The following is a 21,304-nucleotide window of genomic DNA, read 5'->3' as shown; positions in this document are numbered from 1 at the left end:
AACTCCTAGTGGAAGAAGTGGCGGGCACCGGTGAAGTACATGGTGATGCCCGCGGCGTTCGCGGCGGCGATCACTTCATCATCACGCACCGAACCGCCGGGCTGCACCACGGCCTTGACGCCGGCGTCGATCAAAATCTGCAGACCATCGGCGAAGGGGAAGAACGCGTCGGAGGCAGCCACCGAACCCAGCGCACGCTGTTCGGAGGCGCTCGTGTCGGCATTCTCGGCACCGCCGGCGGCGTCGGCCCCGGAATCAACGGTCACGCCGAGGGTGTTCGCACGCTCCACGGCCAGCTTGCAGGAATCCAGGCGGTTCACCTGGCCCATGCCGATACCCACGGCCGCACCATTCTTGGCGAGCAGGATCGCGTTGGACTTCGCGGCGCGCACCGCACGCCACGCGAAGGCCAGATCGGCGAGGGTCTGCTCATCGGCGGCCTCACCGGCCGCCAGCGTCCAGCCCTCGGTCGCATCGCCCGCGGCATCAATTTTGTCGCCGGCTTGCACGAGCATGCCGCCGGAAACCTGGCGGAACTCATTTTGGTTGCGACCGTAGCCATCGGGCAGCGCCAGCAGGCGGATGTTCTTCTTCGCCGAGAGGATCTCTACGGCTTCGTCCTCGAAGTCCGGGGCGATGACAACCTCGGTGAAGATGCCCTTGACGGTCTCGGCCATGGCCTTGGTGACGGTGCGGTTTGCCGCGATCACCCCGCCGAAGGCAGATACCGGGTCGGTGGCGTGGGCCTTGGCGTGGGCGTCGGCGATCGGGTCGGCGGCATCCGGGGAAGCCACGGCCACACCGCAGGGGTTGGCGTGCTTGATCACGGCCACGGCGGGCTGCTCAAAGTCGAAGGCGGCGCGCAGCGCGGCGTCGGCGTCGACATAGTTGTTGTAGCTCATTGGCTTACCGTGCAGCTGGTCGGCCTGAGCGATACCGGCCGGGGCGGCCTGATCCACATACAGGGCGGCCTGCTGGTGCGGGTTTTCGCCGTAACGCAACACCTCGGCGCGTTCGAGCGCGACACCGGCGTAGGCTGGCCACTCGATGACTCCGTCGCCGTCCTCGTCGAGGAACTGGCTAGCGGTCCAGGTGGCGACCGCGGTGTCGTAGGCGGCGGTGTGGGCATAGGCCTTGGCGGCCAGACGCTGACGGGTCTTCAAATCGAAGCCGCCATTGGCTGCAGCGTCGATAACCTGTGGGTAGAAGCTTGGATCCACCACGATCGAAACCGCTGCGTGGTTCTTTGCCGCCGAGCGCACCATGGCCGGGCCGCCAATGTCGATCTGCTCGACGACCTCGTCGCGGGCCGCACCCGAAGCAACGGTCTGTACGAAGGGGTAAAGGTTCACCACAACCAGGTCGATGGCGTCGATTTCCATCGCGGCGAGGGTGTCCATGTGCTCCGGCACGCGGCGGTCGGCGAGAATGCCGCCGTGGATCCGTGGGTGCAGGGTCTTCACGCGCCCATCGAGCATCTCGGGGGAACCGGTCACCTGCTCAACTTCGGTCACCGGAATACCGGCGGCGGCGATCTTCTTGGCGGTGGAACCGGTGGAGACTAGCTGCACTCCGGCGGCGTGCAGGCCCGCGGCAAGTTCCTCCAACCCGGTCTTGTCGTAAACGGAAATCAAGGCGCGGCGGATCGCCACGCGATCCAAATCGATCGTGCTCACGAAAAATGCTCTCCCGGCGTTGGCGATGGGGGTTCGATGCAGTGGACGGGCCACCGAAGACATTCTATCGGTTGCCCGCGCCATTACCCGCTGGCGTTAAGCCGCCCCTCGCGCACCGGGATCCGGCACGAAGTTCACCGGGGTGCCACGACGCGTGAACACTACCCCTGCTGCCCGCTGAGCTCCTTGTCTCCGCGTTCGAGCTGCGGGAAATGTTCGGCCAACTGCGCCGGGGTCAGGCACAACTCCAACAGCCGCTGCGCGTGATCGTCGTCGGCCACATAGGTCACCAGATCCGGTTTGACCTTGACGGTGAGCTCTTCACGAAGCGAAATCGCCACGTTGACCAAGGAACTGTAATAGCGTCGGATGGTGGTTTCCCAGCCTTCGAGCTCGGCCAATTTCATGATGGCTTCGCTCCATACCTGTGCGGCCACATCCTCGCAGAGGTCGATCGAGGACCAATGCCAATCGCTCGGCTCCCACTTATCCGAGTAGAAGCTCTCCTGATCATCGCCCTCGAGTTCGGCCTCGAGCGCGTTAAGCACCTCGTCGAGATCCTCGGCGTCGGCCTCATAGTCCGAGTCTTCGGCATCGGCGGCGTCCGCGTCGTCGATGGGCTCATCGAAGGCGTCGGGCCGTTCCTCGTAAGTCGGCTCATCATCCAGGTCTTCGCCGCGTTCAACCAGCTGTTCGCGAAGCTCCGTTCGGCGGTCCCGTTCCAAAGCCTGCAGTGAATTAAGCGCCAGCAGGGGCATGGCGACCGGAGTATCCGGATCGGTGCTCACCCCGTAGAGCGCGATGGCGTAGAAATCCTGGTCCGGGTGTTCTCGTATCACTTCCGCCGCATGTCGAAGGGCGGACACCCGTAGCGCCTCTTCGAGAGCGGTCCAATCTACTCCCATGCCCCGAGATTACTCCCAAGCCGTGGCACATGACAGCCTTGACGCGACCGACTTTTAGGCGTATTGCGCGAGATTCCGGGTATGCTACCTGCGGGCCATCCCCGTTTCCCACGAAAGGCGCCATAAACCGTGTCGACAACCGCCGTACCTTCTGGCACCCACGTGGTGCAGTCCCTGCCCTTTAAATGGTCGGTGCAGGGCAGCATTTTTATCATTGGCGGGCTGGGCTTCATGTTCGACGCCTGGGATGTCACGCTCAACGGGGCGCTCATCCCGTTGGTGGCCGCCGAATGGGGCTTGGATCGACCCACCGCCGCCCTCCTGGGCACCGCAAACCTGGTGGGCATGGCCGTTGGGGCGTTCCTCTGGGGCGGGATCGCCGATCGCTACGGGCGGACCAAGGCCTTCTCGCTGACCTTGTTGATGTTCTCCATTTTCACGGTGCTCGGGGCGCTGTCCCCGAACTTTGGTTTCTTCATCGCCTTCCGATTCCTAGCCGGCATGGGGCTGGGCGGCTGCATCCCGGTGGACTATGCGCTGGTCGGCGAATTCACCCCCGCACGCTTGCGCGGCCGGGTGCTGACGGCCATGGATGGCTGGTGGCCAATTGGTGCCGCACTGTCCTTTGTGGTCTCCGGTTGGGTGATGGCCACCGCCGAGAACTGGCGACTGATTCTGGCCGTGATGATCCTGCCCGCCTTGCTGGTCTACGTGGTACGCCGCAAGGTGCCCGAGTCGCCCCTGTATCTGGTCTCGGTGGGACGCGATAGCGAGGCCCGCGCGATCATCGATCGGCTCGTGAAGCGCACCGGGGCCACCCCGGTAGAGTACACGCTCTCCGGGTCACGCTTGCCGGAGCGGAACCGTTGGTGGGAGCAACTGGCGGGGCTGTGGGCGTATTCGCCGCGCCTGACCGCCACCAGCTGGTTGCTCTTTGTCACCGTGCTGCTCATTTACTATCTGGCTTTGACCTGGTTGCCTTCGATTCTCACCGAGGCCGGTCTAGCGCAGTCGGTGTCCTTCTTTGCCACCAGCGTCATGGCGCTGGCGGGGCTCATCGGCGTGCTGATCGCTGCCACGCTCGTTGAACGGGTGGGACGTAAATGGGTGCTCGGGGTCAGCGCCCCACTCTCCGGATTAGTGCTGGTAATCGTGGGACTGAGCCTCGACGTTCCGGCCGCCGCGGTGGCTTGGATGCTGGTATTTGGGGTCGTGGTGCAGATTGCGATTCCGGTGCTCTACACCTATGTTTCGGAACTTTATCCCACGCATCTGCGGGCCTCGGGCTTCGGTTGGGCCTCGACGATGTCCCGGCTCGGCGCCGGCTTCGGCCCATTGCTCTTCGCCGCGCTCTGGCCCGTGCTGGGACTTCCCACGCTCTTCGGCGCAGCAACCGTCCTGGTACTTCTGGCGGTGCTGTTGATGGCATTCCAAGCCCCCGAGACACGGGGTCGGGACCTGGGCTAGATCACCAGAGACCACCTTGTGACTTGAGAATTCATTACTGTCGACAGGTGCCTATCGTGCGATAGTCTAGCCACGAGGAGCTACCTTCACGTAGCTTCCCGCGGTTTAGTCCCCTTCGTCGAAAGGCCGTCATGCACGAGGACATCACCCTGACTACCGGCAGAGTTCATCGGGTGTTGACTGAGCGCATACGGCCAGCCATTCACGGCACATATGTGGAACTGGACGCCAGTTGGCATGAACTACCCGGCGAACCGGTGCCGATCGCCGACGGGTTGCGCCTTGATTTCGCCCCGGTGCATGTGGGCGAGGCATGGGGTCCGGCCTGGGGCACCACGTGGTTCAAACTCACCGGACAAGTCCCCGCCGAATGGGCCGGGCGTAAGGTCGAGGCGGTCATCGATCTCGGCTTTGACGTCAATCGCACGGGCTTTCAATGCGAAGCCCTCGTGCTGAGGGGTAACGGCGAAACCATCAAGGCGATCAACCCACGCAACCAGTGGGTGCCGATCACCGATGCGGCCACCGGCGGCGAGCACGTGGAGCTGTATTTGGAGGCCGCCTCCAACCCGGTACTGCTGGAGGAGCATCCCTTCCTGCCCACCGAACAGGGTGATGTGCGCACCGCCAGCCGCGCACCGCTCTACCGGCTGGCCAGGCTGGATCTGGTGGTCTTCGAATCCGAGGTGTACGAACTGTCGCTCGATCTACAGGTATTGCTCGAATTACAAGAGCAGCTACCGGCCGGGTCCCGACGTGCCCAAATCCTCGCGGCACTCGATCGCTCCATGGATGCGCTAGATCTTCAGGATATCCCCGGCACCGCACGCGCCGCGCGTGAACCACTTCGCACCGTACTCGAAACACCGGCCGAGCCGAGCGCCCATCGACTGTCGGCCATTGGCCATTCTCATATTGATTCCGCCTGGCTCTGGCCGGTGCGAGAAACCATTCGCAAGGTCTCACGCACCTGCTCTTCGATGGTTGAGCTGCTCGAAACGGATCCGGATTTCCGTTACGGAATGTCCAGCGCCCAGCAGTTCGAATGGCTCAAGGAACACCGCCCGCAGGTTTTCGAACGTGTGAAACGTGCCGTGGCCGAAGGCCGCTTCATCCCCTTGGGCGGTATGTGGGTGGAGTCGGACACCGTCATGCCATCCGGTGAGGCGCTGGCCCGCCAATTCCTCTACGGCCAACGATTCTTCCGCGAAGAATTCGGGATTAGTAGCCCCGGTGTCTGGCTACCGGACTCCTTCGGGTACTCCCCGGCCCTGCCTCAGTTGATGAAGCGTGCGGGGTTCGAGTGGTTCTTCACCCAGAAAATTTCGTGGAATCAACGTAATGTCTTTCCCCATCATTCCTTCCTTTGGGAAGGTATTGACGGGTCGCGGATCTTCACGCATTTCCCGCCCATGGACACGTATAACGCGCAGCTCTCCGGCGAGGAGGTGGCCAAGGCTACCCGACAATTTCGCGATGCACGCCAGTCCTCGGGCTCCATCGCTCCGGTGGGTTGGGGCGACGGTGGTGGTGGCACCACCCGCGAAATGACCGGCATCGCCCGGAGGCTGGCGGACCTGGAGGGTAGCGCCCGGGTGAGCTGGGAAGACCCGGATGATTTCTTCTCCCGCGCCCGCGCCGAAATGTCCGACCCGGCCGTATGGGTGGGCGAACTGTATTTGGAACTGCACCGCGCCACGCTCACCAGCCAGCACCGCACGAAACAGGGCAACCGCCGCACCGAACAACTGCTGGTCGAGGCCGAGCTGTGGGCCAGCACCGCGAACCTTCGCGTCGGACTGCCCTACCCCTACGAGGAATTGGACCGGCTCTGGAAGGCGGTGCTGCTGCACCAGTTCCACGACATTCTTCCCGGCACCTCGATCGCCTGGGTGCACCGCGAGGCGGTAGCCGAGTATGAGCGCATCACGGCCGAGGCCGAGCAGCTCATCGATACCGCCGTGCGCGCCCTGGTGGGTGAGGGAGACACCCGTCTCGAGGTCAACTCGGCCTTTACCGCGCGCGGCGAGCTGCCGGCGACAAGTATCGCCGCATGCCCCGAAGCGCAGGCCGAGGCGGTAGAGCTCTACCGGGATGGTGCCGACTACATCCTGGAAAACTCCCTCGTGCGCCTGCGCATCGACGAGCGCGGCTTGCTGACCTCCGCCGTTGACCTTCGCACCGGTCGTGAGGCGATCGCCGCCGGGCGGGCCGGTAATCTGCTCCAACTGCACCAGGATTTTCCGAACATGTGGGATGCCTGGGATGTCGACAAGTTCTACCGGAATCACTGCACAGATCTCACCGAGCTTCACGCGATCCGGGCCGAGCAGGGCCCACACGGCAAGGTGAGCATCCACATCGAGCGTCACTTCTCGAAGTCCACGGTGACCCAACGCCTTACCCTAGCCCCTGGCGAACGACTGGTCCGGATCGATCAGGAGACCGACTGGCAGGAGACCGAGAAGTTCCTCAAGGTCGCATTCCCCTTCGATCTGCATGCCGAGCACACGGTGGCCGAGACGCAGTTCGGACACCAACGCCGGGTGACCCATGTGAACACCAGCTGGGAAGCCGCAAAGTTCGAGACCTCAATGCACCGCTTCGTCTATGTGGAGGAGCCGGGCTTCGCCACCGCGCTGGTCAACGACTCCATGTATGGCTACGACGTCAGCCGCGATGCCGTGGACGGCGAGGTAAGCACCACGCTGCGCCTCTCGCTTTTGCGCGCTCCACGCTACCCCGATCCGCGCACGGATCGGGGTGTACAGGAACACAGCTTTGGACTGTTGATCGGCACCGACCTCGCCGAAACCGTAGCCTCCGGGCAACGGCTCAACAGCACCCCGCGTACCGTCCACGGTGCAAGGCAGGTGGCACCGCTGGTACAGGTGATCGGCGCCGGGGTGCAGCTGAGCTCGGTGAAATTGGCGGCGGACCGCTCCGGAGACCTGGTGGTGCGCGTCTACGAGGCGCTGGGTCGGCGGACCGAAGCACGTCTGGAGCTCTCGCAGCCGGTGCACCAAATCCGGGTGGCAAGCCTCATCGAAGCCGAACTGGAGCAAGCCGACGGGCTGGCCTTCACCCTTCGTCCCTTTGAAGTACGCACGCTGCGTTTGAAGATGACCTAGAGTGTCTCCGGCTCGGGCGGGATGGCCCGTAGCGAATTATTCCACCCACGGGATGAGGTAACTCGGCCCCGGAGCAACATAGGATGGTAGGACGCCCGAACGACGTAGAGCGAAAGTACCACTACACGCATATGCCCTTTGACGACCACCAGCCCGAGCAGCTGCCCGCACGCAGCGACGGGCTCCCCACGCTATCCGTCGTAGTTCCGGCCTTCAATGAGGCGGGTATTCTCGAAGCCTGCCTCGAATCCCTGCTCGCCATGGACGATCCGGCAGAAGAAATCATCGTGGTGGATAACTCCAGCACCGATGACTCTGCGGCCATCGCCGCGTCCTTTCCCACCGTGCGGGTACTCGGCGAAGCCCGTCAGGGCATCACCTACGCCCGCACCACCGGATTCGACGCGGCCCGCGGCGAACTCATTGCCCGCATTGACGCCGATTCCCGGGTGACACGCAATTGGGCCACCCTGATCCGCCAGCGACTAGCCCCGGGCAGCGGACTGGATGCCGTCGGTGGCGGCGCGGCCATTGCCGAGTTGTCACCGGCCGCCTTTTTCTGGTTCTCCGTGTGGTACCGCGGATTCCGCTGGTGGCACCAGCGCAGCATCGGCGTGCGGCCGATGATTTACGGCTTCAATGGGGCGATGCGCACCAGCGCCTGGTGGCAGGCCCGCGAGCTGGTCGCCATGGATGACCAGCAGGTCAGCGAAGATCTGGATTTGACCATCGCCCTGCTGCGTAGCGGACATCGGCTGGCCTTTGAGCCTCGGCTGTTGGTCAAGGCCCACCTATTCCGCTCCATCGACCGGGAAAAGCTCGAACGATACTACCGGACCGACTCGTTGACACTTGCACGGCATTGCTATGGGAATCCCAAGCGCCGGGCCGCCCTCGAGGCGGAAGCTTCCGCACAGTGAGTTCGGCTGCCGAGCACCGTCCGTGGTACCGCTCGCTGCGATTCTGGGTCAGTGTCCTGACCTTCGTGCTGGTCGGCCTGGTGATCGCCGGGGCGTGGGAGCATGTGCGGGCGGCCTTCGAATCGCTGGCCACGGTCAACTTGGGCGTTCTGGCCCTGCTGGTTCCGGTGCAGTTAGCGAGTTTCTGGTTCACCGGCGAAGTGCTCTTCTCCTATCTACGTGGCCGCGGTGAATTGCATGGCATGCATCCGGCCGCGGCGATGCGCATGTCCTTGGAGTTTAATTTCGCCAATCACATGCTGCCCTCGGGCGGGGCAGCCGGTATCGCCTACACCAACTGGAAGCTGAGCACGCTCGGGGTGTCGGCCAGTCGCACCACCTTGGCGCAGCTGACCCGCTTCGCACTGACCTTTGTCTCCTTCGTTTTGATGTTGGCCGCGGCCGCCCTCTGGTTACTGCTGACCCACCGCGGCACCATGCTGGTGATGGTGACCATGGCCATCGTCGGCACCCTGGCACTGGTGGTCACCGTGGGCGGAGCCATCATTTTCCGTCGACGTCGCCTGCTGCACCGCATCGCCGGGTTTATTTTTTCGGTGGCCTACCGGGTGCTGTCCTGGTTTGGTCGCCAAGACAAGCTCAACGTGGCGCATTTCGTACGCTTCGTGGATCACATGTATCGCGAGTTCGCCGAGGTCACCGCTAAACCGCGCGCCCTGCTGGTGCCCTTCCTCCTATCCTTTGCCGTCAACGCGCTAGATGCTGGCCTATTTCTGGTGGCGCTGGCATCCTTTGGTTATCAGGCCGACTTTGCGCTGGTGTTCGTGGCCTACGGGGCCGCGACGGTAGCTTCGATGGTGATCGTTACCCCTAACGGACTAGGCGCCTACGAAGTGGTGATGGTTTCGGTGCTCGCCGCCGGTGGAGTGCCCGGGGCAACCGCCATCGCTGCGATCGCCCTCTCGCGGGTGATCCTGCTTCTGGGCACCATCCTGTTCGGGTATGGCTTCTACCAGCACAGCGTCATCAAGTCCGGATCGCCTAAGCTGACCGAGCTTCCGGAACAGCAAGACACTTAACCAGCCACCAGACGGTGGGCATGATGCTGGTGCTCGGCAATCAGTGCGTCGCGGTCGATGCCCAACGCTCGGCCGTCGATCACCCGCCAGCGACCGGCCACCATAACCCGTTCGGCGCGTTCGGCCCCGCAGAGTACCAGGGCGGCGATCGGATCGTGCGCCCCGGAGAAGGCATAGCCCTCTGGTCGGAACATGGCCACGTCGGCTTGTCGCCCCACCGCAATTCTGCCGATATCGGCGCGGCCCAGGGCGGCGGCCGAACCCGCGGTGGCCCAATCCAGCACCCGGGCGCTGGTCACCGCCTCGGTCCCGTAGCGTAGTCGTTGGAGGTAGAGGGCCTGGCGTACCTCGCGAATCATATTCGAGGCGTCATTCGAGGCCGAACCGTCCACCCCGAGACCCACCGCGACTCCGGCGCGTTCAAGCTCAATCACCCGCGCGATGCCGGAGGCCAAGCGCATATTAGAGGTGGGACAGTGCGCCACGGAGACTCCCGCCGCACCCAATCGGGTAATTTCCGCATCGTCGAAGTGAATGCCATGGGCCAGCCATGTCCGCTCGGAGAGCCAGCCTACGGAGTCGAGATACTCTACCGTGCGCATGCCGAAGCGCTCCCGACAGAACTGCTCTTCATCGAGGGTTTCGGCCAGATGCGTGTGCAGGCGTACGTCGAGTTCCTCCGCTAGGGCTGCACTCTCGCGCATCAACCCGGTGGTGACCGAGAACGGGGAGCAGGGGGCCAGCCCGATTTGGATCATGGATCCGGGACCCCGCTGGTGGTACTGCTCCACCAACCGCCGCGAGTCTTCCAGGATGATCTCGGGATCTTGGACGGTTTGTTGTGGCGGTAACCCGCCGTCATCGGTCCCTAGAGACATCGACCCGCGGGTGAGCATGGCGCGCATTCCCAGTCGCTGCGCCACCTCAACCTGGATATCAATGGCCTGATCCATTCCGGAAGGGAACAGGTAGTGGTGATCCGCCGCGGTGGTGCATCCGGATTCGAGGAGCTCGGCCATGGCCACGGTGGTCGCCAGCTCGAGCGCCCGCGGGGTCAGTCGAGCCCACACCGGGTACAGATTCGTCAGCCAGCCGAAGAGCGGAAGGTCGGCCACCGGAGCCCACGCTCGGGTCAGCGTTTGATAAAAGTGGTGATGCGTGTTGATCAAGCCCGGGGTGAGCACCAGATCGGTGGCGTCGAAGATCTCATCGACCTCCGGTGTCACGCCGGCAGGCACCAAAGCCTCGATGAGTCCGCTGCCGGTGTTGATGACCAGTCCACCGGCGGCTTGGCTCGAATCGAGCTCCGCTCCGAGGTGCACCGCGCGAGGGTTGCGAATCCATAGTTTTGACATGTGTCGCCTCTCTGCTGGCGACACGAGCCGGAGGCGTAGACCGCCAGCTCAGGTTTATCGGCGTCTGCTGTTCCGCCGGTCGATGGGTTCATCGACGATACCTAAGGACGGTAACACAACCTCTCAGGTGTTGCGCAAATCACAAATTGCCCTATGGTAGAACTCAAGCGGTTCAAAAAGGGAAAATCTTTTCCGATATACGAAATTCCATGAGCCGTCCCGCGGTGGGCGCAAGCCCAGTCCTCGCGGCTCGCATTTGATGGAGACATAATGACTACACTCGCGCAACAACGCCGACCGGAGGATGAAAAACTCCCCCTCGGCAAACTAGCCACGTACGGTTTGCAGCATGTTTTGACGATGTATGGCGGCATCATCGCGGTACCTTTGATCATCGGCAACGCCGCGGGGCTCGACCCCAACGGGATCAGCGTGCTGATCGCCTCCTGCCTGTTCGTCGGTGGTCTGGCGACCATTTTGCAGTCGGTCGGCCTGCCCTTCTTCGGCTCCCAGCTGCCGCTGGTGCAGGGCGTTTCCTTCGCCGGTGTGGCCACCATGACCGCCATTCTCGCTGGCGGTGAAGGCATTCCCGGCATCCTCGGCTCGGTCATCGTCGCCTCGCTGATGGGCCTGCTGATCGCCCCGTTCTTCGCCATGATCGTGCGCTTCTTCCCGCCGGTGGTCACCGGCACCGTGATCACCACCATTGGGCTCTCGCTGATGCCCGTAGCCGTTGGCTGGGTGATGGGCGGTAACGCCAACGCCGAAGACTACGGAAGCCTGCGCAATATCGGGCTCGCGGCGCTGACCTTGGGCATCGTGCTAATCCTCAGCCGGGTTGGCCTCGCGGCCATTTCGCGACTGTCCATTTTGCTCGCCATCGTCATCGGTACCATCATCGCCGCCATCTTTGGCTGGGCAGATTTCTCCAACGTCGCCGCCCGCGGCTACCTGGCCTTCCCGGAACCCTTCGCCTTTGGCTGGCCCACCGTATCGGTGGCGGCAGTTATTTCCATGTTCATCGTCATCATCGTGACCATGACCGAAACGACCGCCGACATTATCGCCGTGGGTGAGATCGTGGGCACCAAGGTCGACTCCAAGCGTATCGCCGCCGGCCTGCGCGCCGATATGATCTCCTCGGCCGTGGCCCCGGTGTTCAACAGCTTCACCCAGTCCGCCTTCGCGCAAAACGTTGGCCTGGTGGCCATCACCGGCGTGAAGTCACGTTTCGTGGTCACCGCCGGCGGCGTGATTCTGGTGATTCTCGGATTGTTGCCGATCGTCGGTGGACTTGTCGCCGCTGTTCCCTCGCCGGTACTCGGCGGCGCGGGCATCGTGCTCTTTGGCACCGTGGCCGCGTCGGGTATCCGCACCCTGGCCAAGGTGGAGTATGAGGGCAATCTGAATATGATCATCGTCGCGGTATCCATCGCCTTTGGTCTGATTCCGATCATCAACCCGGATTTCTACCATGCATTCCCCGACTGGGTCGGCATCATCTTGCACTCGGGGATCTCCTCGGCCGCCATTATGGCCGTGCTGCTGAACCTCCTCTTTAACCACATTGGGCAGAAGGATAAGGACCGCTCGGATCGTTCGGTCTTCGTGGCCGGCACCGGGCGCGCGATTCGCGAGGAAGACCTTACGCGTCTGCTGGAAACCGACTGCATCCTCGCCGAGGGCGACACCATCAAGAACGGCAAAATCATTGACGCAAGCGGCCACGAGGTGCCGGTGCTGACCGCGGACGAGAACGACTCCCCCAACGAGAAGTAAACTCCGCCGCCAGCGCCGCTGGCTTAACCTGGGGTGCCCCCGAGCCAAGCTCGGGGGCACCCCAGGTTTTTAGCTTAATGGGCGGCTTCGGTCTCGTTGGCCAGGTCCTGCAGGGTCGCAATCAGCAGGCGGCGCTCCACGACCTTAATGCGTTCGTGCAGCGACTGTTCGGTGTCGTCGGGCAGGATCTCCACCGCCTCCTGGCGCAAGATCGGTCCGGTATCCACCCCGGCGTCGGCAATATGCACGGTGCACCCGGTCATCTTCACCCCGTAGGCTAGAGCGTCTCGCACCCCGTGAGCCCCGGGGAAGGAAGGCAGCAGGGCCGGATGGGTGTTGATGTAGGTGCCGTCGAAGGCGTTGATGAACTCTTCGCCGACAATGCGCATGAACCCGGAGGAGATCACGTAGTCCGGCGCGTAGGACAGGCACTTTTGCGTCAGCGCATGGTTCCACTCGGCACGATCGGCGTAATCCTTGAAGTTCACGACGAAGGTTTCGATCCCGGCCTCGGCCGAGCGTTGCACCCCGTAGGTGCCTTCTTTATCGGCGCCAACGGCCGCAATGTCGACATTGCGTAGCTCTCCCGCTTGCACGGCGTCGATAACCGCTTGAAGATTCGAACCCGTGCCGGAAACCAGAACTACTATGCGCATAGCTACCATTCTACGGTTGACCACGGGCATAGACTGGCCCTGAACCCTCGGTCTCCGTGAAGGAAGCACATATGAGCCAGATCGTTCCCGATACCAAAGACTGGACGGTTGTCCTGCGCGAGCCCTGCACCCAGTGCGGTCAGGATGTGCGCGCGACAACCCTCGATGACGTCATCGAGCACTTGCCGCAGGCGGTTGAACGGCTCTTAGTGGTACTTGAGCGGCCGGCTGCCGCCGAACGCACCGACCCCGCCCGATGGAGCGATCAAGAATATGTCATGCACGTGGCACAGATGCTACCGGTGATGATCGAGCGGCTGACCATGATGCGCACCATGGACGCCCCGACTTTTCCCGACTGGGACCAAGATCGAGCCGCGCAGGACGGCGACTATAACGCGCTGGGTCGCGAGGCCGTGCGAGAGGCACTGCGGGCCGCGAGCGAGCGCTACTGCGCCGCACTGGCCCAAATACCCGAAGCCGACCTGACGCGCCGTGGCCTTCGCTCAAACGGCGCGGCCTTCACGGTGCTGAGCCTGACTCAATATGCCTGGCATGACGTGCTCCATCACCTCTGGGATGTGCAGGCGGACTGAGCCAACTGCAGCACGAGCGAAGCGCTTGGCGGCAGCCAGTCACCGCTACCCGGTGCCGGTTACTCACCACGAGTGGCGCGTGAATATAACCGGCCCTGGCTAACCTTCGAGCACCGGGTCGGTTTCAAAGAGCGGGGCGATCAGATAGCCGATGGCGGTGCCCACACCGATCTGCAAGGCCAACGCCCCGGCCGTGATCCACAGATGTGGCCCGATTTCGGTCAGCCGGCCAATGGCCAGCGACCCGGAGGCCAGCAGGGAACCAAGAAGGCTAAATAGGCCGGTAACAAGGCCAGTAAACACCGAGAGACAAACGGTCGATACACCCAACGAAAGTGCCGCGTAGGGAATCCTTCGCGCGAACCAATCTTCGAGGTGGTTCTCGCCCACGCGGAGGAAGTACCACCCGGCGACAATGCCGGCCACCACTGGCAGGAGCAGGAACAGCCAGTTGTAGCTGCTGGAGCCAGAAGGAAGCGCAGCCATTAACGGTAGGGAAGGCAGCGGCCCCACCGTGGTTTCAAGGGTGGAAAGAGTGCTACCCACGCCGAGGCTGAATCCTCCGCCGGAAATCCACGACAGCGCCCAAAAGACCGCGTTCGGGATAAAGCCCAACTGCAAGAGGGTCAGCGCAAAGGACCCCAACGGGCCGGGGCGCAGATCCTGATAGACGTTGGCTACATCCGCCCAGTGCGTGCCCACGGATACCGATACCAGCACGCCGGCAATGCCCACGGCCGCCACATAACCGAGGAAACCAGCAACAATCACGTGCCATACATAGGATCCGGCCCACCGCCGATGCGGCGAAATGCTCTGCAGGTAGCTGGCCGTATCCACACCGATCAGCCGCCCCCAAGAGCCGGCTTCGCGCCGGGCGCCAATAATCAGGCCCGCGCAGGCAATCGCCATGGGGATCAGCGCCGCTGCCACCACATTCACCCGTGCGTACTGATTCGTGCAGAGGTACCCGGCGGCCAACCCCAGCAGGGCATAGGTCAGCAACGCACCGGCCAGTCCTTGCCACAGTTGATCGGTGTAGGAGGCACGTGCGATGCGGCGCCCGGCACGCCAACAAAACATCAGCGGCAAGAGGCTCAGTCCGAGCGGAACCAACGTGATCCATCCGCTGCCTTGCCCCTCGCCCAGGCTGAGCACTTCAACGGGAACACCGTGCGCATGCAACCATAACTGGCCGCCGAACTGCAGGATGACGTTGAAGGACTCCTCGAGGAAGCCGCCGGAGAAATATACGGCGATCAACGGGACGACGAAGATGGCCAGGCAGAATACGACCGACTGCAGGATCTCGAAGGCACCCTGCAGCGCCAGGGGCATCGGCCAACCATTGCGCAGGCGCAACATGACGGCTTTCATGGGTTTCTTTTCGCGGCTCATCCCTTCAATAATCCCACTGCGCATGACAAGTACGGCCCAGCGACGCGCAAGGGTCGCTGGGCCGTACTTGTCATCGGCTAGTAGCTGGAGGTAATGGGAGCGTCGGACTCACCGCGATACCGTTCGGCGAGCTGTTCACTGGCCCGGGCGAGCAACGCAACGTCGGCGCCAACTCCCACGAACTGCGCTCCGGCCTCGATATAGCGCTGGGCGCTGGCAGGGTCGAAAGCATTGACGCCCACGTACTTACCAGCCGCGCGGGCTGCGGCGATCACCTTCAGGACAGCCTCCACCACCTGCGGGTGCCCTTGCTGTCCAATGAGGCCCATGGTGGCGGCCAGATCCGAAGGCCCAATGAACACCCCATCGAGGTCGTCGGTAGCGAGGATCGCCTCGACGTTATCCACGGCCTGCTCGGATTCGATTTGCACGATCACGGTGATGGTATCGCCGGCCCGTTGCAGGTAGCCGTCGATGCGGTTCCAGCGAGCAGAGCGGGCAAGGGCCGAGCCAACCCCGCGGACCCCGCGTGGTGGGTAGTGGCAGGAAGCCACCGCCTGTTCGGCGTCTTCAGCGGTATGCACCATCGGGATGATCAGTGACTGGGCGCCCAGATCCAGATACTGCTTGATAATCACCGGATCGTTGACCGGAGGACGTACCACGGGCACCGTGGGGTAACCACCCACGGCCTGCAATTGGGTCAGCAGGCTTCCGAGATCATTGGGCGAGTGCTCGCCGTCGAGGAAAATCCAGTCAAACCCTGCCCCGGCACAGATTTCGGCGTTGACCGTCGAGGCGGAGCATACCCATACACCGGCCAGCGGGCGGTCGCTGGAGGCCAGCACATCTTTGAACGAGCGGTCGGCGGCTACACGAACTGGCATGTCACCGTCCCCAATGCTCCATAGTCGGCCATGACGGTATCGCCCTTATCCACCCACATTGGGCGGGTGAAGGAGCCCGCGAGGATCAGCTCGCCGGCCGAGAGTTTATCTCCATGCGGAGCGATCTTGTTGGCCAGCCAGTACACACCCGAGGCCGGATGGTTCAGCACACCGGCGGCTACGCCGGTCTCTTCCACCGTCTGGTTCTTGTAGAGGATGCCGGCGACCCAGCGCAGGTCGACCGCTTCGGGGCGCACCGGATTGCCGCCGATCACCATCGCGCCCATGGCGGCGTTGTCGCTGATCGTGTCGACGATCGTGCGGCCCTGCATTTCAATGCGGGAATCGAGGATTTCAAGGGCCGGGATCACGTAGTCTGTCGCGTCCAGCACATCGAAAATTGTCGCGTTGGGTCCGCTGACATCCTTTTTGAGCTTGAACGCCAGCTCCATCTCAATGCGTGGGTGCGTGTATTGGTCCCAAGGCACCGTGCACCCCGTTTCGAGCACCATGTCATCGAAGATGATTCCGTAGTCGGGTTCGGTGATGCCCGTGGCCATCTGCATGGCGCGTGAGGTGAGCCCGATTTTTCGCCCGGCCAGAACACGGCCTTTGGCTTCACTGCGCTGGCGCCACAGATTCTGGACACGGTAGGAATCTTCCACCGTCATCTCTGGGTATCGGGCGGTCAGCAACGGTACCGGGGTTCGAGTCTCCCCGGCCGCGACCAATTCGTCGGCGATCGCCGTGATTGTTTCCTCGGGCAGCATGGTTCACCTTTCGCACGCATGGCACTGTGGCGCGAGCCGATTCATGCCTTGGCTCACATCGCCCATGGTATCGAGCGGTGGCAGGGCTGGCACATCGTACTTAGATTTCGCCCGTCGGCCGCGAGCGGTGCCGCTGCTCCGGGAAGATCATCCCTAGACGATAGGTGAGCATCGCAAAAATCATCCCAAAGTACGATGTGCAGATCTTTGGTTACTGACTAGCGTATTTAAAGACAAAAAGACAACCTTATTGGTCGCCTACCCGGCGATACAGTGCCGGCCCAACGGCCGAGGTACGGAAACGACCCGCTCCGCAATACACGCCATCATCACCCCAAAGGCCCCGACCTCATGACTCCCACGCTAGCTCTCGGAATCTTATGCATGCTTATTTTCAGCGGCCTCTGCCTTTTCGCTTCTCGTATCGCGAAGACTCAACCCAATAGCGATAGCGAGACCACCAGAAAGTTTCGGACCCTAATGCTCATTGGCCTATATTTCGGGGTCTCCGGGGTCGTAACGATGAGCGTGAATTTCATGAGCTAGCCCAGCGCGGCGGCTCAGCCCCTTCGCTCCTCGGGTTCCACCCGGCGAAATTCCTGGCAGAAGACGAACCGCGGCGGCCTACCGCCTACTGCGTGCGCGCCACGCAAGCACCGCGTCCCCGAGTACCACCGCGCCCGAAGCCAACAAGAGCACACCCCACCACCAGGGGGTGCTGGCTCCCGTGAACCAGACAATGCCCGCGGCAAGGGTGAGTGCACCGGCGAGGATACGCACGACCAGCGCCGCAGTGGATGTTCCATATCGCTTCGTTGGCTCAAGATCTGCTTCCATGTTGGCAGCTCTTTCGATTCATTCTGGCTCCGTCTCCTGCTTTCCACCCTAACGACAGTGCTCGATGCTACGCGAGGGGCCGAGTACCGGTTAGCGTCCGGCTTGGACGCTGGCGAGCAAAGCCTCGAAGGGTAGCGATGACATCGAGTCGTTGGGATCGGCGAATTCGCTGACGCTTGGCGTGATCGAGCGTGTGTCCCCCAGATCCTGTTTGGCGCCCAGCTGCGGCGCAGTGGCCCCCAGAGCCAACGCAGCCTCGCGCGCTGCACGCTGCACTCGTTGCTCAAGGGTGCCGCTCAGGCCTTGTCCCGCGAAATCCTCGGAAGCGGCGAATACCGTGGTGGGCATGACTTGCGCACGCAAGTAGCCGAAGATGGGCCGCATGGCGTAGTCGATGACCAATTGGTGCCGCTGGGTCCCCGCGGTGGCTGCGAGTATCACGATTTTTGACTCCAAGGTCTTGGGATCGAGAATGTCGAGGAAGGACTTAAACAGGCCCGAAACGGATGCGGTGAACACCGGTGATACCGCTACCAACACATCCGCTGCCGCCACCGCATCGATCACCTGCTGCAATGCGGGTGCCGCGAAACCGGTGAGCATGTTGTTAGTGATGTCCGCGGCATACTCGCGCAGCTCGACGAGCTGAACATCAGCTTCTAGCCCGGAACTGGCCAGTTGCTCGTTGACCGACCGTCCAAGCTGTCCGCCAAGTAGCGAGGAGCTTGAAGGGGTGCCTAGGCCACCGGAAATAACGACAATCGAGGCGCTCATCGTATCCACCTTTCCTTAGTTATATGCGTTTGCATGTAATAACGCAGGGACGCCACGCGATATTCCCATCTAGCAGTTTCACTATTGTGACGCTCGTTCTGATTTTGATACCATCGGCGCATGACCTCGCAATGCCCCATGAGTTCCAACCAGCGCGACATCGAAGAAGGAGTGCGCACCGACTTCCACAACACGATGTCCTACGGCAGCTACTTGGATCTTGAGCGCGTGCTCTCGGCCCAGCACCCGGTCAGCCAGCCGGAGCACCACGATGAAATGCTATTCATCATTCAGCATCAAACCAGTGAGCTGTGGCTGAAGCTGATGTTGCACGAACTCGTCGAAGCTCGACGACTCATAACGGTCGATGAACTCGGCAAGGCACTCAAGTGCCTTGCCCGCGTGAAACACATTCAGAAGACCCTCACGGAGCAATGGTCTGTTCTAGCCACGCTGACCCCGCGGGAGTACGCACAGTTCCGCGGCTTCCTAGGGTCCTCTTCGGGCTTTCAGTCGTATCAGTACCGCGCAGTGGAATTCATTCTGGGCAATAAGCATGCCGGCATGCTTAAGGTTCACGAGTCCGATCCCAAGGCCCACGAAATGCTCGAGAAGCTCCTGCATGAGCCGTCGCTCTATGACGTTTTCCTTGCCGCGTTACATCGGGCCGGGTACGCCATCCCAGACTCGGTGCTGACTCGCGATGTAACCCAGCCGTGGAATTTCACCGAGGAGCTCGTCCCGGTATTCAAGGACATCTACGAGTCCGAAGACACCGCCTGGAGCCTGTATCAGGCGTGCGAGGATCTGGTGGATGTGGAGGACAATTTCCAAGCTTGGCGCTTCCGCCACCTACGGGTCGTGCAGCGCACCATTGGCTTCAGGACCGGCACCGGGGGCTCCTCCGGCGTCAACTTCCTCAAGCGCGCCCTGGATCTGACGTTCTTCCCCGAGCTTTTTGCGGTGCGGACGGAAATTGGAGTCTCGTAAACCTCTCGCGGCATTCGCCCTCGACGACTTCGAGGTGCGCATCGGCAGCGCCACCTCGTTATTGCGCACGATCGGCGGGCTATACCTTCGGCATCATCCAGCTCCCGTCGCGCGAGCAACCGTTCTTAAGTTACTCTCCGCGGCCAATGTTTCGGTGGGCACCGCGCAGACTGCGATCACTCGCCTCTGCGAACGAGGTCTCTTAGCCGCTACTGGGACCACATCGAAGATCGAGGTCACGGAGGCGGCGCGAGCCATGTTCGCACGCGGGGACCGACGCATTTTCACTCCCCGTCAAATGGCCGACGCGGACTCGTGGCTCCTGCTGAGTTTTTCAGTACCTGAATCACAGCGCGCCGCCCGACACCAGTTACGCCGCCACCTATTGAACCTCGGCGGTGGACTGGTCAATGCCGGACTGTGGATTTTTCCCGAATATCTGCACGGCGAAGTCAGTGAGGTACTCGAGGCACTCCAGCTACGCAATAACGCGACCCTATTTACCGGTCAGAACCCCCAGTATCCGATCTCGGCCCAGCAGTCGGCGGAGAGTTGGTGGAATCTGACGGATCTTGCCACACGGCATCAGCAGTTCATCGCGAACGCTGAAGATCTACCGGTCAGTGGTGTCCCCCGTGAGGACTACGCCTCCTTCGTCCGGCTCATCGATTCATGGCGGGCCATTCCTTACTTGGATCCAGGGTTGCCTCCGCAGATGCTGCCCGCGGGATGGCCGGGAACCGAGAGCCGCCTGCTGTTTATGGAACGCATGCAGAAATTGCGCCCCGGGGCCGACGACTTTGCGCACAGTGTGCTCTCGGCGGTGGATTAAACGAGCAACCGCCCCGCGCCGCTTTAGGCGGCGCGGGGCGGTTGACGGAATCCCTACTTGGCAGGAATATCCAGGGTCTGACCGACGTAGATCAGGTCGGCGTTGGCCACAACGTCCTGATTCAGGACGAACAGGGCCTGCCAGGAATCCAAGCCCAGCTTCTGCGAGATGGTGAACAGGGTGTCACCGCTCTTGACGGTGTAGTCCTTACCCGAATCGCTCACCTTCACGTTGTACACCTTCTGCTGCGGTGCCTGGGCGACGCGCTTGCCGGTGCTCTTCTTCACGGTGGTGCGCTGAACGGACTTCGGCTGCACGGTCTGCTTCTTGGCGGTGCTGTTCGGTGCCACGCTCTTGGTAGTGGACTTAGAAGTGCTCTGCTTGGTCGGAGCGGCCTTCTTAACCGAGGTTTCCTGCGGGGTCACGCTACCGGTCGGCTTGCCGCTGAGTCCCAGCTTGGCGGAGCAGGCAGGCCATGCGCCCCAGCCCTGAGATGCCTGAACCTTGGTGGCAATGCGGATCTGCTCGGCCTTGGACGCCTGGTGCGGCATACCCGAGCCGCCGAAGGCGCGCCAGGTCGACAGCGAGAACTGCAGGCCACCGTAGTAGCCGTTTCCGGTGTTGATGCTCCAGTTGCCGCTGGACTCGCACTTTGCCAGTGCGTCCCAGGTGCCGGCAGCGTTGGCTGGTGCGGTGGTGGCTACGAGGGCGCCACCTGCCACGGCGACGGCGGCCAGGGTAGCCGAACCGCGGCGAACAATCTTCTTGGTCTTCTGCTGGATCATAGCTCTCCAGTGGCCCTTCGACACTCAGGTCTTCCCAGACCTTCGTGGTGCATCGCCCGGCGTCGCATTTCGACTTCGATGAAGCGCCGTCTCGGCAGGCGATGTGAAGACCGTCCGACGCTTGTTTCCCCAATAACACTGCGAGTGTTATCGAAACGTTACAAACCACGATAACGGGACGTTGCGGGCACCTTGCAACTCAGGAAACCTCCAGAAACCCCTAAATTACAGGTCAATACGGCTTAAAAAATTTTTCTGCAGACCCCTCGAAAGGGCATTTTCTGGGCCTTCAGCGCTATCGAAACGTTATTGAACAAAACTCGCACCCCATGTAATTTATGTGGTATATATCGCAAACCCCTCGGCTCTCACTGGGTAATTCATGGGAGATTTTGCATCGGTTACTGAACCGCTAAGGCGAGCGCTTCGCCGCCCCCGGCCCCTTGCGGCGGGGTCTCGGGGCCCGA

At 62.3% G+C, this 21,304-nt stretch carries 18 protein-coding genes; 8 read left to right on the top strand and 10 right to left on the bottom strand.

Translation table 11 applies throughout. From position 1 onward, the window contains the following. Positions 1–5 precede the first annotated feature (5 nt). Both purH and ACJD00_RS03045 read right to left on the bottom strand, forming a co-directional pair. Positions 6–1,676 carry a bifunctional phosphoribosylaminoimidazolecarboxamide formyltransferase/IMP cyclohydrolase gene (gene purH, locus ACJD00_RS03050; RefSeq protein ID WP_418908425.1) on the bottom strand — a complete coding sequence of 557 codons (1,671 nt, stop codon included), beginning with the start codon at positions 1,674–1,676 and terminating at the stop codon, positions 6–8. Positions 1,677–1,837: 161 nt separating this feature from the next. After that, positions 1,838–2,581 (bottom strand): hypothetical protein, encoded by a 744-nt coding sequence (locus ACJD00_RS03045; protein ID WP_418908424.1) that lies wholly within the window; start codon positions 2,579–2,581, stop codon positions 1,838–1,840. Between the two features lie 129 nt (positions 2,582–2,710). Here ACJD00_RS03045 and ACJD00_RS03040 point away from each other — a divergent pair, with 129 nt between their 5' ends. The 4 genes from ACJD00_RS03040 (at position 2,711) to ACJD00_RS03025 (ending at position 9,178) form a co-directional block, all read left to right on the top strand. Continuing rightward, complete coding sequence (locus ACJD00_RS03040; RefSeq protein WP_418908423.1) at positions 2,711–4,048, top strand: MFS transporter; 1,338 nt, start codon at positions 2,711–2,713, stop codon at positions 4,046–4,048. A 131-nt stretch (positions 4,049–4,179) separates the two neighbouring features. Continuing rightward, positions 4,180–7,179, top strand: coding sequence for an alpha-mannosidase (locus ACJD00_RS03035; protein ID WP_418908422.1), 3,000 nt, complete (start codon positions 4,180–4,182; stop codon positions 7,177–7,179). An 83-nt stretch (positions 7,180–7,262) separates the two neighbouring features. Continuing rightward, positions 7,263–8,099: a glycosyltransferase gene (locus ACJD00_RS03030; protein WP_418908421.1), complete on the top strand. Its 837-nt coding sequence runs from the start codon at positions 7,263–7,265 to the stop codon at positions 8,097–8,099. Continuing rightward, complete coding sequence (locus tag ACJD00_RS03025) at positions 8,096–9,178, top strand: lysylphosphatidylglycerol synthase transmembrane domain-containing protein (RefSeq protein ID WP_418908420.1); 1,083 nt, start codon at positions 8,096–8,098, stop codon at positions 9,176–9,178. Before ACJD00_RS03030 ends, ACJD00_RS03025 begins: the two co-directional genes overlap by 4 nt. On the opposite strand, the gene ACJD00_RS03020 is transcribed toward ACJD00_RS03025, so the two are convergent. Then, positions 9,175–10,533, bottom strand: coding sequence for an 8-oxoguanine deaminase (locus tag ACJD00_RS03020; RefSeq protein WP_418908419.1), 1,359 nt, complete (start codon positions 10,531–10,533; stop codon positions 9,175–9,177). The genes ACJD00_RS03025 and ACJD00_RS03020 overlap by 4 nt on opposite strands. A 270-nt stretch (positions 10,534–10,803) precedes the next feature. Here ACJD00_RS03020 and ACJD00_RS03015 point away from each other — a divergent pair, with 270 nt between their 5' ends. Then, positions 10,804–12,312, top strand: a complete 1,509-nt coding sequence (locus ACJD00_RS03015; RefSeq protein WP_418908418.1) for a nucleobase:cation symporter-2 family protein — start codon at positions 10,804–10,806, stop codon at positions 12,310–12,312. Between the two features lie 74 nt (positions 12,313–12,386). On the opposite strand, the gene purN is transcribed toward ACJD00_RS03015, so the two are convergent. Further along, complete coding sequence (gene purN, locus ACJD00_RS03010; protein WP_418908417.1) at positions 12,387–12,968, bottom strand: phosphoribosylglycinamide formyltransferase; 582 nt, start codon at positions 12,966–12,968, stop codon at positions 12,387–12,389. A gap of 71 nt (positions 12,969–13,039) precedes the next feature. Between purN and ACJD00_RS03005 the strand changes: the two genes are divergently transcribed. Then, a complete protein-coding gene (locus tag ACJD00_RS03005) occupies positions 13,040–13,564 on the top strand; it encodes a DinB family protein (protein ID WP_418908416.1) in 525 nt (174 codons plus the stop codon). A 99-nt stretch (positions 13,565–13,663) separates the two neighbouring features. Here ACJD00_RS03005 and ACJD00_RS03000 read toward each other — a convergent pair whose 3' ends face one another. The 5 genes from ACJD00_RS03000 to ACJD00_RS02980 all read right to left on the bottom strand — a co-directional run bounded on the left by ACJD00_RS03000 (position 13,664) and on the right by ACJD00_RS02980 (position 18,230). After that, entirely contained in the window at positions 13,664–14,962 is a 1,299-nt protein-coding gene (locus tag ACJD00_RS03000; RefSeq protein WP_418908415.1) for a DUF6350 family protein, read from the bottom strand. Positions 14,963–15,039: 77 nt separating this feature from the next. Then, on the bottom strand, positions 15,040–15,849 hold the full coding sequence (locus tag ACJD00_RS02995) for an HpcH/HpaI aldolase family protein (RefSeq protein WP_418908414.1): 810 nt from the start codon (positions 15,847–15,849) through the stop codon (positions 15,040–15,042). Further along, positions 15,834–16,619 (bottom strand): 2-oxo-hept-4-ene-1,7-dioate hydratase, encoded by a 786-nt coding sequence (gene hpaH, locus ACJD00_RS02990; RefSeq protein WP_418908413.1) that lies wholly within the window; start codon positions 16,617–16,619, stop codon positions 15,834–15,836. Before hpaH ends, ACJD00_RS02995 begins: the two co-directional genes overlap by 16 nt. A gap of 624 nt (positions 16,620–17,243) precedes the next feature. Continuing rightward, entirely contained in the window at positions 17,244–17,456 is a 213-nt protein-coding gene (locus ACJD00_RS02985) for a hypothetical protein (protein ID WP_418908412.1), read from the bottom strand. 90 nt (positions 17,457–17,546) lie between these two features. Then, positions 17,547–18,230 (bottom strand): CE1759 family FMN reductase, encoded by a 684-nt coding sequence (locus ACJD00_RS02980; protein ID WP_418908411.1) that lies wholly within the window; start codon positions 18,228–18,230, stop codon positions 17,547–17,549. A gap of 120 nt (positions 18,231–18,350) precedes the next feature. Between ACJD00_RS02980 and kynA the strand changes: the two genes are divergently transcribed. Then, complete coding sequence (kynA, locus tag ACJD00_RS02975; protein ID WP_418908410.1) at positions 18,351–19,220, top strand: tryptophan 2,3-dioxygenase; 870 nt, start codon at positions 18,351–18,353, stop codon at positions 19,218–19,220. Further along, the gene (locus tag ACJD00_RS02970; RefSeq protein WP_418908409.1) at positions 19,207–20,052 is read left to right on the top strand and encodes a PaaX family transcriptional regulator C-terminal domain-containing protein; all 846 of its coding nucleotides are present in this window, start codon (positions 19,207–19,209) and stop codon (positions 20,050–20,052) included. Before kynA ends, ACJD00_RS02970 begins: the two co-directional genes overlap by 14 nt. Positions 20,053–20,105: 53 nt before the next feature. Here the strand turns inward: ACJD00_RS02970 and ACJD00_RS02965 are convergent, their stop codons facing one another. Further along, a complete protein-coding gene (locus tag ACJD00_RS02965) occupies positions 20,106–20,837 on the bottom strand; it encodes a transglycosylase family protein (RefSeq protein ID WP_418908408.1) in 732 nt (243 codons plus the stop codon). Positions 20,838–21,304: the final 467 nt, after the last annotated feature.

Source organism: Glutamicibacter endophyticus, from assembly GCF_048457885.1.
Taxonomy (GTDB): domain Bacteria; phylum Actinomycetota; class Actinomycetes; order Actinomycetales; family Micrococcaceae; genus Glutamicibacter; species Glutamicibacter endophyticus.
The sequence above is the reverse complement of the archived record's forward strand: the minus strand, read 5'-3'. Positions and strand labels throughout refer to the sequence as shown.